We start from the raw sequence: 12,731 nt of genomic DNA, 5'->3' as shown, positions 1-12,731 counted from the left end.
CTCTTTTCACCTAGAGGGATGGGAATTTCGCCCATCATCGAACTATCAGTTGTCAGCAGGGTATATATCCTGCTGCTGTTCCTCCCCCGTTTTCACGGTTTTGGATCAAACGAATCGCAGCCACCGTGACGTGTTCACAGCGATAGCATCCTTGAGTGGCGCTTTTGCCTGAGCCTGGATACGCTTCAACACCTCTGGTTTCTTTTGCAAGAACACGGCGATGTCCAGCGTGCCTTTGGCGGTGTTGCACTGCTCGCAAGCCAGACACAAGTTTGTGATGCGGTTCGTTCCTCCTTTGGCGCGGGGATGGATATGTTCGATCTGCAATGGCGTCTCCTTCGCACCACAATAGGCACAGGTGCGGTTCCACTTCTCTAACAAGTAGCCACGCACCTCATAGCCAGCCAGCGTGCCCTGCTGGTATTCCACGCCACTCACTTCTGGGTTCTCCATCTGTTGCAGATCAAATTTGACCAACTCCATACTGATCGCCGTGAGAGGACAAGACCGGGAGAGACGCTTCACCCAGGTCAGCACATTGGCGATGCGACTCTCCAAGGATGGTGGCAGCCAGCCCTGTTTGCGCTTCCGGTTGGACCAACGTGCTTTTCTGTAGCGAGTTTTTCGCTGGCGACGGGAACGTCTCACTGCTCGACGATCATCCAGCGCGGCCTTTATTGCTTGCCCCCGATGGGTGAGTTCTGCGGCAAAGACCACCTCCCCTGATGCATCGTTCACAATGGCAATCCCCGTGGTACGGCTGCCAGGATCAAGCTTGATGCGCAAAGGTTTGACTTCTGGTTGCGCTACGACGCGTTTCAGGATCACGGTAAAAGGGTACATCCGATAAACTGATGCTTTGCCTTGCTTCAAGAGCAAGCGGGCGCGCGCTGGATGCACCGGGTTCAATGGCTGATAAAAACTGTCAATCACGAAAACGTTGCTCAAGTTGAGCCTCCTATTGCTAGGGTAATGTTTGCCTCGTCAATGTTCGGGAAGGTTTCACGCAACAGGCACTGCCTTAACCCTGTACAACTGTTTAACCCGTTGCCGTAGCGGGCAGGGCTGGCATGCACCCTGCCGTACCTATTTCTTCCCGAACGGAGTCAATGAAGACTAAGACTGGTCAGGTGTGGGCTTACCAGAGCAAGCCCCCGGCTTTAGCCGTGGGGTTCCTGACCTGTCATGCGCTACGAGGGTTCGACCCTTTCTCTCTTTGCTCTGATGTGAGTGAGCAGCGCGTTCCCGATCGGATTTAAGCGGAGCGGTAGCGGCGACGGCGACGCCCATTAAGACCACCGGTCAGCAGATGCCAGACGGCGATCAGAATGATTGAGCCGATCAGAGCACGGATCACTGGCACGCCCCAGAGGTTGATATCACCAACACCACTGATGATAATCACATTAGTCATCAGCCAGGCACCAATCGCGCCCACTATGACGGCCCCAATAATACCAAATGGTACCCTCCATCCGACGATGGATTCAGCAACAACGCCCACAATTGCGGCAATAATAATATACAGAATCACATTCAGACCAATTGACCACACATGATTACCAATTGAGAGGGAGACTCCGTCAGCGATAGTCATCTTTGTATCTCCTTTACAGCCTTGAGCATTCCATTAAGAAATGTAAAATTCCAGTTTTCTGTCAATATCTGACAAATAAATGAGGATCGCGTTTGTGTGTCTGGCAATAGATATACACGTCACTATCTATACGTAATAACCCTACCATAAAGTTTCGAAAAACGCAAAAGAAACGAATGACCTGCCAAAAACTTCACCTATCTACGTAGAGAGAACTAGAAGAACTATGGATGAAGTTATCTTTGGCAGAACATTGTACAATGTACAACGAAAGCTACCCTTACTACGTAGAGTTTTTTGAAGGGTAATGGCCCAAACAAACAATCGTGCTATCCCATAAGATAAAAGAGCACGCCATCAATAACATACTCGCTCATATGACTATCTAGCGTTACCTGTGACTAGAACAACGCTATCATAAAATAAAAGAGAGAAGGAAATTGTTTATTCATGAAAACTGCCACTTCGTCTACGCATGAAAAGAAGCAGACGGCATTACCAACACCTTCACAGGCACGTCTGGCATTTACCATTCTACTTATTATTAATATTCTCAATTATGTTGACCGCTCAATCCTCTCCTCAGTGCAAACACTCATTCAGGCAGATTTTCACCTGTCAGATATAGAACTCGGCCTGCTCAATTCCTCATTCCTCTTTATCTATGGTCTGGCAACACTGCCAATTGGTGTCTGGGCCGATAGAGGGATTCGCAAGAATATCATAGCCATCTGTGTCACTGTCTGGAGTATCGCCACCACGATCAGCGGCTTGACCCAGAATTTCATTCAGCTCTTTCTGACACGCTCGGTCCTGGGGATTGGAGAAGCTGGTTATGCTCCTGCCTCGGTCTCAATGATTGGAGATTCTTTTCCCAAAGAGCGGCGCGGCCTGATGCTCTCAATCTGGTCAACAGGCAATCTGATCGGAACAGCGGTTGGATTGATCCTTGGTGGTGTGGTGGCCCAGGCATTTGGCTGGCGCTGGGTCTTCTATATCGTGGGACTCCCTGGCCTGTTGGCGGCCTTCTTCATCTGGCGCTCGATTGAGCCAAAACGGGGTGCCTTTGACAATGGCGAAGGTGATGCCTCAGATGCAGCAGCCAGCGCCCATGGCAGTATTGGTGGTGATATCCTGCAGGTCGTCCGCCGACTCCTTAAAACACCAACTTACTGGGTACTGGTCGCGGCCTTTATTTGCAGCTTCTTTATCACCGGAGCCGCCCTTTCCTGGATCCCCACCTTCTTGCATCGGGATTTCGCGCTCACCATCGCACGTGCGGGTATGGTCTCCGGCGGAGTACTGGCGGGCGGAAGTATCGTCGGGACACTGATCGGTGGCTGGCTGGGGGATCGCTTGCAACGCCGTATATCTCAGGGACGTATGATCGTCACCGCTGCCGCATTTCTGATCGGAGCCCCCATGACCTGGCTGGCCCTCTCTATGCACACCTTACCCGCCTTTATTACCGTCTTTCTGATGGCAATCATCTGCTTAAGCCTCTGTCTGGGACCCATTCAGGCCATCCTGCAGGACGTCACACCGCCCGACATCCGCTCAACCGCGGTAGGACTGGCATTGCTCCTGGGACATCTGCTGGGTGATGCTTCATCCCCTCTCATTATCGGGGCTATCAGCGACAAAACCCACTCACTCGGCTTCGCCTTAACAATCACCGGGCCCACCTGTCTCTTTCTCGCTGGCCTCATCTGCCTGATTGGCATCAAAACCGTCGCAAAAGACATGCAGCATATACACCATCAAATGCATTAATTGTGGTATAATAAAGGCATTCTTCGTGTTGCTGTACCTATAACATTTGATATTGCAAAAGAGAAGAATGCCACTATACCTCTTGAGAACAGCGAGAATGCTCAAAGCAAGCCAGCCTGGCAGAAAAAGATAACAGCCGGAAATAGGCCATAACACATTACTGATCCTGCAGCCCAAAGCGAGGTTGACCCTCTGGCGAGTCAGCAGAGAGATCCGATGCATGGTCATGCATGGCACAAAAAAAGCGCTCGCAATGAGCGCTTCTTATTTTATGGAGCGGGTTACGGGGATCGAACCCGTGATCTCAACTTTGGGAAAGTTGCATGTTAGCCACTACACCAAACCCGCATCTTTGATTTGACCTTCTAAGTATAACCGATCCACTCCCTATTGTCAAGGCTTTTTTCACAGTTTTATGTCATCCAATATCATCTGAAATGAGCCAGCAACAGGCCCCACGCGTAGCAACCACCCCTCACAGGCAATACCGCTTCAATAACGAGAATCATGATGGAGAAATGGAGGTGCGTGCCGAGGCCCACCTAATCCAACAAATGAGCGTGAAGCAAGAGCTTGCTCTCTGCTGACGGAGTTTGCGTCCTGATCCTGGCGTGCATGAAAGCGTTCCAGGGGTCGCACGACCTCTTCGGGTGGCGCCATCCGTAGTAGCAGCCACCCTTCACGGGTGGAGGGAAACGATCCTCACGCCCCTGGTTCTCCTTCCCGCCTGCTCAGCTGCGGCTTCGGAGCAAGATGGCAATCCCCCTCCACCCGTGAAGGGTGGCTGCTACGGATGGATCGCTCCCCCATTCCACCTCCTTTGTTGGAGTAGGTGGCCGAGGTCGCAACCGCTTTCCCGTGAATCGTACGATTCCCAAGCCCCGAAGCCCTGTATCCATTTCCCTGGGATCGAGAGATGATGGAAGATGTAGGCATTGCCCGTGAAGGGTGGTTGCTACTTGTTAGAAGGGGCTGGATTGCGTTTGAGTTAGATAGAGACTGCTTTCTTTCTCTCAATGAGCGGTGATGGCGCTTAGAAAAAAATGCAGCTCATTATGGTATGATTATGAATAAAAAGCAACGCTTTTCTTCTCAGGGCGTAAATAGTTACAGTGAATGGTTGTGAAGCAGGTTCTATTTCATTTGTAACAGGAGGATTTATGGGGCTCTTTTCTCGTATCGCTACCTGGTTTAATATTCGTGCGAATTCAGCACTCGATAAGGCCGAAAATCTCGGGCAGGTGATGGATTATTCGTATGGCAAGCAGTTGGAACAATTGCAAAATCTAAAACGCTCAATCGCGGATGTGGTGACGCAAGAGAAACGCCTGGAGCTTCAGCAGTCCCAACTACAAGAGAAGGCTCGCACACTGGATTACCAGGCTCAGCAGGCACTGCATGCCAACCGCGAGGATCTCGCCCGCCTGGCTTTGCAGCGCAAGGAGACGCTGGTAATGCAGTTGAATAGCTATGAGCAGCAAATCGCCCAGCTGAAGAATCAGGAAGAGAAACTGATTACGATGGAGCGCAATGTCTCGGCCCGTGTAGAGACGTTCCGTACCCAGAAGGAGATGGTGAAGGCTCAGTATGGTGCGGCACAGGCTCAGGTGAAGATCAATGAATCTCTGACAGGGATCTCTCAGGAGATGTCTGAGATGAATATGGCAATGCAGCGCGCACAGGATAAGGTGCTCAATATGCAGGCGCGTGCCAATGCAATGGATGCGCTGATCGAACAGGGTGGTCTGGCTGATCAGGGCCTGCTCGGGAGCGGAAGTGGCGATACACTTGACCATGAGTTGCAGCAAATTACCGCCGAGCAGAATGTCGAGGCACAATTGCAAGCCATGAAACAGCAATTGCAGCTCGGCGGTTCAGATGCGCAACAAAAGCAAATTAATGGGCCAGTTACTGAATAGTAGCTAGCCCTTTTTCTGCTCTTTCTCTTTGCGTGCCTTATCTTTATAATAAGACTTTGGCTTGGGACGACGCTCGGTATCTACGTAAGCGGCAGGAGCGGCATCTTCTCGGGCTGCGATTTCTATTTCATCGCGCTCGCTGATCAGCTCCTGTAGATCGTTATACACGTTGTAGTTGTCAACTGTCTCGGGCATACGCAACATGTGACGCAACACCTGGACCTGAGAAATACTCGTGTTATCGTGTTTGGCAGCCTCTGCCTTCTTCAATAGTTTTTCAACCTGGTCCATACTATCATCATGGGCCCCGATACCTTCGAGTCTTTCCCTCACCACTAATAACTGCTCATATAAGTTCATGTTACACCTCCCTCATAAATAACAGACTTAAAAAAATCCGCTTAATGGTATGGTAACATAGAGCATAAACCCCGTCAAATAAAAAGTATGGACCGGCATGTGCTGATAAAGCGCTTGTTTGATCCCGTCAGGCCGCCTGCTATGCCTCTGCGACAAAGACCCCCACCTGCTGCTCACTGGCACTGGCATCGACATCTTCACTACTGACTGTGACCAGATTGGTATAAAATGTACTACCACCATTGAAGTCCGCCAGTCGATCCGAGGTGGTCCAGTTGACGTTGCGTTGATCTGGACTGAACTTCGGCCACCAGACAGTGGTGGTCGCCAGCACCCCTGGACGCACATCTTCCGAGATATCCGCGACTAAACGGCACCAGCCACGTTCATTGCTCACGCGTACCAGTTGTCCGCAGCGAATGCCGCGCACCTGCGCATCTTCGGGATGAATACGCAAGGTAGGCGTGCGCTCCTTGGAGATCAGAGTTTGCTGGTTGGCAAAGGTTGAGCTGATAAAGTGATGGGCCGCCGGACACAGGAGGGGCAAAGGCTCATCTTTCAAGGCGGGACGTGTCGGCTCCGGTCTGGCCTCTACCTCTGGAACCCAGCCGGGAAGGGGATCATAGCCTTTGGCAGCCGCTGTCTCTGAAAACAGCTCGGCCTTGCCCGAGGGCGTCCCAAAGATGCCTTCAGCAAAAGGTACACGGGCTTCAGCCGGAATGGAAAGGGGCAGAGAACCCTCGGCCTGCAAGCGATCAACGCTTAAGCCATCCAGGGTGGATTGCGTGGTAGCGCTGGCAGCAAAGATCTCACGGATCACCTCTTCGGCATCGCTCTGGAGCCAGGGCTCATCAAAATGCATGGCCGCAGACAGAGCGCGCATGACATCCCAGTTGCTGCGCGCCTCACCCAGTGGCGCAATCGCGGGCGCGTTATATTGCAGGGAGAGATGTCCATAGGGCTTGTGGAGATCCACCTGCTCAAGCTGGCTGGTCGCAGGAAGGATAATATCCGCATAGCGCGCAGTATCGGTTTCAAAGAGATCGTGCACGACGGTAAAGAGATCCTCGCGCAGCAGTCCCTCGACGACTTTGCCTGCGTTGGGAGCCGAGGCCACAGGATTCGCATTATAGACATAGAGCGAACGAATGGCGGGATCGGCTTCGCCCATCAGCAGTGATCCCAGGCGATTCATATTCAAGGAGCGTGTCCCGGTTGGACAGGCCGCATCCTGGCTATGGCTTACGGCCTGCTTATCCCAGCGCAACCAGTCACTGGTACTATACATCAAACCGTCGCCAACATGTCCATAGTGTCCTGCGATAGCGGGCAGGCAGGCCAGCGTGCGCACAGTCTGGCCGCCATTGGTATGGCGATTGATACCATCTGAAAGACGCAGCACAGCAGGTCTGGTCGTCGCATATTCACGGGCCAGAGCCTCAATCGTCTCAACTGCCAGGCCCGTAATCCTGGCCACACGCTCAGGAGGATATTGCATAATGCGCGGTAGGAGTTGCTCCCAACCCACAGTATGCTCGGAGATCCAGGCGGCATCATGCAAGCCTTCGCTGACCATCACATACATCATAGAGAGGGCCAGAGCAGCGTCAGAACCGGGCAACGGCTGAATATGCTGATTGGCGGAACGTGCGGTCAGGGTACGAATAGGATCAATCACAATGACACGTGAGCCGTTGCGTTGTGCCTCACGCAAAAATGGCATCACATGGGGAGCCGTACTGGCGGGATTACTCCCCCAGATCAGGATCAGCTTGCTATGCACGAGATCCTCTGGCGCGGGGGCCAGTCGCCCACCGATGGTCAGGGAAACGGCCTCTTCGGCCGCAAAGCCACAAATCGAGCGGATCAACTGGCTGGCCCCCAGGCGATTCCAGAACCGTGAATCCGTCACCGCCCCCTGTACTAATCCCAGCGTACCGGCATAGCTATAGGGTAAAATACCTTCAGCACCATAGAGAGTTGAAATCGACTGCCAGCGCTCCGCAATCTCCGCCAGCGCCTCATCCCATGAAATACGGATAAATTGACCACTCCCCTTGGGACCTGTGCGACGCAATGGATAGAGCAAACGTTCGGGATGATAGACACGCTCTAAATAGCGATTGACCTTGGCGCAGAGCCATCCACGTGTCACGGGATGATTGGAGCGACCACGTACGCTGACGGCACGTCCATTTTCATCTACCTGTGTCTCCAGTGCGCAATTATCGGGACAATCGTGGGGACACGCACCATAGACAACGCGCAGATCGCGTCCTTTCTCCTGCCTGATCGGCGTATTCAGTGACATAAACCTACCATCCTTTCCATTACCAGCAGTCAATACTCAGCCATTCTCGGCGGCAAGAGCACCCTCGCCAGTCAACCAATCCAGAATCATATCCGGCATCAATGATGCGGCCCCCTGATGCTCTGAGCACTCTGGCAGGCTATGCAGGACGGTTGAGCCATATTCCTTTGCTGTCACGCGGCGATCAAACAGGACCACGCTGTTACGCTTCTCCTGGCCCCATAAGATGCGATCAACCACACGGCGTACCCGCAAGGTTGCCATCGGCACAGTCAATTGATGCAATTGATCGGTATATTGCTCGGCGCGCGCCGCCATCGGAGGATCATTGAGCACCGGCATTGGCAGGCGTGCAATAAAGAGACAGGCCGGTGGCCGTGTGATCGTATCCATACTATCCCAGAAGCTCCCCGTACCCAGGATAACCACGCGCTCCTGTGATTGAAAGACCTGCCACAATTGACGCGGCGACCCATCCGCCCCCTGTCCCAGGACCAGAATATTGCGTGCCTCCAGCGTTGGCTTAATCGCGGTATAGGTACTGCGCAGAGCGGCATGCGAGGTAAAGAGCGCCACCACCTGACCATCCAGAGCGGTTGCCAGATTGATCAATGCCTCATCCAGATGGCGCTGATATTGGGGCGAGTTGGGCTCTGGAACATCATCCGGCAGATAGATCAATGTTTGATCGGGATGTCCCGGCACAGAAGAACAAACCTGTACCGATTCCTGTTCAAGATCCAGACGTTGCCGCGCAAACGCCAGCGAACCATCCACCGAGAGGGCCGCACCCGCAAAGATCGTACTGGTCTGCTCTTGTAGCAAGAGACGCCGCAAGACCGCAGGGGTATGCACAATCTGGGAATAGAGAATCGGCACCGGCTCGGCGAAAGGATAAGTGGACGCATGACGTGCTCCACCTGCTTGCTGGGCCGCGACAGCCGAGGGAGGAGGCATACGCAGCCAATACACCGTCCCATTCTCCGACAAAGAGATCGCTTGCTCAACCATATGCAGCTTTTCCGCTAGTTGGTAAGCGGCGGTCACCAGTTCAAAGGCCACTGAGCTATCCTCACCGCTGCCGGGAGACTGCTTACGGCGCTTCTTTTGTCCATCCAGAATCATCTTTTCGGCCTCATTTGCCAGATCAACGACCATCTGGAGACGCTGCTGCGCCAGTTGCCACGCCTGTTCAGTTTCGGTCCAGGTACTCAAATGGCGGATGGAGCTATTCATGCGTATCGGCTGATCGGCCCGCTCATGGGCCCGTGTCGGAGCACGATGATTCCCATCTCCACGCGGCTTCTCGCGTCCATTGGCCTGCTGCGTCGAATCTTCAACCAGACTGAAAAAGGCCAGGAAGAGCTTTTCCACCGCGCCACGGGCCTGACGCAGGCATTGGAACCAGTGCAGTAGACGTGGATCTAACTCAGATTTTGCCACCGTCGGCGTCGTGGATAAGCCGCCAGGACCATTTTCACGTAACAGCGGAGCGGCCAGAGCCAGCAGGCCCTGATAGCGTCCATCCGGCAATTCGGTCCCGATACTATTCAGCAAGCTCAGCAGTTGAGATGGCTCAAATTCAGCCCCACCCCAACGGATATTATCCTCTTCAATCATATCGGCATCCAGAATCAGACGCTGCTCGATTGAAGCTAAGAGCGACGATGAGAGCGAGAGATCATCCAGGAGACCGGCATGGGTTGTGACGACAATCTGGGCTGCCTGCACGCGCTCTTCGGCCTGACTGACAAAGCAGTAGCCCTTGCGCCGATACATACAACGATCATAGTTCGCCTCAAAGCGCTTATCCACTGAACGTCGCTGCTCAAAATCAGATGAGATGCGGTCCCAGGCGGCCATTTCCTGTTGCAGGAAATTCAGCTCACTACGTTCACCACGCAACGTCTCATGCGTCCATAAACGTAATTTTGCCAGACCGCGCGCCTGCTCGGCTGAGAGTTCGCCGCCAGTACGGCGCATTGCCGCTCCAAACCAGCGATGCGTACAGAGATATCCGCCATGCTCGGCCAGATAAGCAACCGACAGATGAGAATGCAAACTGGCCTGGAGTTGCGGCAAGAGCGTATTCACCAGCAGGCGTGCATTCTGTTGATTCGCGCACGCAATCAATAATCTTTTGGGCTGCTCAGGAGTGCGAGCATTTTCCTTGACCAGCCACTCCAGGGTTGGATAGAGGGCTGAAATATAATCATGCCCACCCGTCGTGACCTCCAGAAGGAGAGGCGTCCGCTGCTCTAATGATTGACTGACAGCAGCCGTAACCGTACGATTCTCCTGAGCCAGACGAATACGTTCTTGCACCGGTGCCGGTATGACAGGGGTCGGAGCCTCATCCGCCTCAACGATAGAAGTACTATTCTTCTGATCGCCGACCGCGAAAGAGAGAACGCGTGGGTCCATCCCTAATTGTGCGGCAAAGCGATCACCCAGGCTACCACGTGAAAGTTTGCCAAACACACCCTCTTGCTCTTGCCGTTCGCGCAACTCCTGGCGAAAAAAATGGAGAAGAGGCCAGGAACGAGGGGCATCCAGATTCGCCAGATCGTTCAATACATCCAGATCAACCGCTTGAAGGCGCTGATGCAAGGCCAGAAAGACCTCTTGAGCCAGGATGGTATCTACCATGGCGCGATGTCGATCCGCGGGAACCTGTACACCCAGCGCGGAAGCTACCTGACCCAGGTTGTAGCTGACCAGTGAAGGCAAGAGGACCGTCGCCATCTCAAATGTATCTACCAGAGGGTTTGTGCGAGCGATGCCACGCATACGCAAGAAACTAGCATCAAAAGGGATGCTATGTCCGACAATCGGAAAATCGCCCAGGAAATGCTGGAGTTTACGGGCCACTGCTGAAAAAGGAGGAGCGCCAATGACATGTTCAGGCTTGATCCCGGTCAAACGTTGCACGCGAAAAGGAATGGAACGGCCAGGGGATACGAATGTTTCAAACGTATCGATGATTTCAGACCCCTGAAACTTCACCGCGGCAATCTCAAGAATGGCATCTTGTTCAGGATGGAGGCCAGTGGTTTCTAGATCAAGGGCAACACGAATGGCAGATCTCTTCGCCATAGATTTATTTGTTCCTCACGTCTCTCTCGACTACTTTAAAAATTCAAAATCCCCACAACCACTCGGGAGACACAGGGGGTCAAGGCCAGTTTTCGAGCAAGGCACGAGCTTTCACAGCAGCCCGGCCACGATGACTGATTTGATTTTTTTGCTCGGGTGAAATTTCAGCGGTTGTCATGCCTAATTCAGGAACAAAGAAGATCGGGTCATAGCCAAACCCATTGTCGCCACGAGGAACATCCGCAATCAGACCTTCAATCGACCCTTCAACACTCTGATGATAGCCGGAAGGCTCAGCGATGGTAATTACGCACAGAAAACGGGCGGTCCGCTGTACGGGTGGAACATCACGCAATTGATCATAGAGAATGCGAAAGCGCTCAGGATAGGGAGTATCCACGCCAGCGAAACGAGCTGAATACACACCGGGAGCACCCCCGAGCGCATCGATTGCGATACCAGAGTCATCAGCGAGAGAGAGTACACCCGCAGCACGCGCGTATGCCAGGGCTTTAAGTTCTGCGTTTTCCTGAAAGGTCGTGCCGGTTTCCTCAACATCGAAATCCAGATGAAGATCAGTAAGCGAGCATAATTGATAGGGTAAATCCTTGAAGATTGCTCGATATTCTTCCAACTTATGCTGATTTGTTGTTGCAACCAATAGGACGCGCATACAAGACTCCAGACTAGGTGAGATCAAAACATTGCCATTAATACTATCATACAGCAGGAGAATTGTCGAGATGAAGATTCTCCTAAAATATTTGTAGAAAAATGCTTGACACGGTCCCGGTTTATAGGTATAATCCTCAGTGTTAAGAGAAGCGCACCCTGCCAGTCAGTGTACGAGACTCAAGATAATACCCGCCGATGTAGCTCAGGGGTAGAGCAACGCTTTCGTAAAGCGTCGGTCGTCGGTTCAATTCCGACCATCGGCTTTTTTGTTGCCCAAAACCTCTTTTTACCGCCTTTTTATACCTGTACCTGCCTGCCCGACCGGGCTTAAAGAGCAGCTTCTTCACGGAATTGTGTGACCAGTTCATCTACTTTTATGATGGGTCGATGCATAGGTGCCGGGGTCGATAGATTCAGAGTTAAGATCCTTTTATTAATACGGCGCAGGACATCATCATATTCTACGGCGGCCAGATCAAGGGCCGTCAGATAAGCTCTCTTCTGATGATCGATCAAGACAAAGCGTCTGTTCAACAGGCGTTGTCGCCAGGCCAGGATACGCTGAAGCTTCTCCTGGGCCTCAGCTAGCTCACGGTCGATCTGGCGCTGCAACTCAATTTCCGCCGGAACATAGCCACTACCCTTCAGCAAGTGATGCGCCATACTAAACTCATCCCACTCCTGATACTGCTCCAGATTCAAGGGCTTTCCCGCGCCCGCCAGATGATCAAATTCGCCGCGCTCCTGAGCCGCGCGAATCAATTCCTCAACATAATCACCCATGCGCCGACCACGAAAGGCCGCCGCCTGCCGCTTCTCCTCCGCCTGCAATGATGGCTTATCTGTTCGCTTACGCCAATCCACAAAATCCAAAGTGCCACTCCTTCCTAGCATTGAAAAACTCTCTCTGCACTGAAAAACACTCTTTATCCGTGAAAACAAAAAAAGGCAAATCCTTTTTCTCAGTCATCCCATCCTTCAGGGGCTATTCACCTGAATT

Annotated in this window: 8 protein-coding genes, 2 tRNA genes and 1 pseudogene; 3 read left to right on the top strand and 8 right to left on the bottom strand. The window is 52.7% G+C overall.

Features of this window, described 5'->3' with window-relative positions:
• Positions 1–123 precede the first annotated feature (123 nt).
• Both iscB and F1593_RS12110 read right to left on the bottom strand, forming a co-directional pair.
• A pseudogene (iscB, locus tag F1593_RS12115) lies at positions 124–948 on the bottom strand (RNA-guided endonuclease IscB); the annotation flags it as partial.
• Positions 949–1,255: 307 nt separating this feature from the next.
• A complete protein-coding gene (locus F1593_RS12110) occupies positions 1,256–1,597 on the bottom strand; it encodes a GlsB/YeaQ/YmgE family stress response membrane protein (RefSeq protein WP_149401825.1) in 342 nt (113 codons plus the stop codon).
• 450 nt (positions 1,598–2,047) lie between these two features.
• Here F1593_RS12110 and F1593_RS12105 point away from each other — a divergent pair, with 450 nt between their 5' ends.
• Positions 2,048–3,370, top strand: a complete 1,323-nt coding sequence (locus F1593_RS12105) for a spinster family MFS transporter (protein WP_149401824.1) — start codon at positions 2,048–2,050, stop codon at positions 3,368–3,370.
• Positions 3,371–3,642: 272 nt separating this feature from the next.
• On the opposite strand, the gene F1593_RS12100 is transcribed toward F1593_RS12105, so the two are convergent.
• Positions 3,643–3,718, bottom strand: a tRNA-Gly gene (locus F1593_RS12100).
• A gap of 812 nt (positions 3,719–4,530) precedes the next feature.
• Between F1593_RS12100 and F1593_RS12095 the strand changes: the two genes are divergently transcribed.
• A complete protein-coding gene (locus F1593_RS12095) occupies positions 4,531–5,289 on the top strand; it encodes a PspA/IM30 family protein (protein ID WP_149401823.1) in 759 nt (252 codons plus the stop codon).
• Positions 5,290–5,292: 3 nt separating this feature from the next.
• Here F1593_RS12095 and F1593_RS12090 read toward each other — a convergent pair whose 3' ends face one another.
• From F1593_RS12090 to rdgB, 4 genes are all read right to left on the bottom strand, one after another.
• Complete coding sequence (locus F1593_RS12090) at positions 5,293–5,649, bottom strand: hypothetical protein (RefSeq protein WP_149401822.1); 357 nt, start codon at positions 5,647–5,649, stop codon at positions 5,293–5,295.
• 139 nt (positions 5,650–5,788) lie between these two features.
• A complete protein-coding gene (locus F1593_RS12085) occupies positions 5,789–7,960 on the bottom strand; it encodes a molybdopterin-containing oxidoreductase family protein (RefSeq protein WP_149401821.1) in 2,172 nt (723 codons plus the stop codon).
• A 36-nt stretch (positions 7,961–7,996) separates the two neighbouring features.
• Positions 7,997–11,056: an exonuclease domain-containing protein gene (locus tag F1593_RS12080; RefSeq protein WP_149401820.1), complete on the bottom strand. Its 3,060-nt coding sequence runs from the start codon at positions 11,054–11,056 to the stop codon at positions 7,997–7,999.
• A gap of 79 nt (positions 11,057–11,135) precedes the next feature.
• Complete coding sequence (gene rdgB, locus F1593_RS12075) at positions 11,136–11,729, bottom strand: RdgB/HAM1 family non-canonical purine NTP pyrophosphatase (protein WP_149401819.1); 594 nt, start codon at positions 11,727–11,729, stop codon at positions 11,136–11,138.
• A 193-nt stretch (positions 11,730–11,922) separates the two neighbouring features.
• Between rdgB and F1593_RS12070 the strand changes: the two genes are divergently transcribed.
• Positions 11,923–11,994 (top strand) — tRNA-Thr (locus F1593_RS12070).
• A 64-nt stretch (positions 11,995–12,058) separates the two neighbouring features.
• On the opposite strand, the gene F1593_RS12065 is transcribed toward F1593_RS12070, so the two are convergent.
• A complete protein-coding gene (locus tag F1593_RS12065; RefSeq protein WP_235932565.1) occupies positions 12,059–12,595 on the bottom strand; it encodes a DnaJ family domain-containing protein in 537 nt (178 codons plus the stop codon).
• Positions 12,596–12,731: the final 136 nt, after the last annotated feature.

The sequence above is a fragment of the Dictyobacter arantiisoli genome (assembly GCF_008326305.1).
GTDB lineage: Bacteria > Chloroflexota > Ktedonobacteria > Ktedonobacterales > Ktedonobacteraceae > Dictyobacter > Dictyobacter arantiisoli.
Note: the sequence above shows the minus strand (reverse complement) of the source record. Positions and strands in the feature narration are given on the sequence as shown.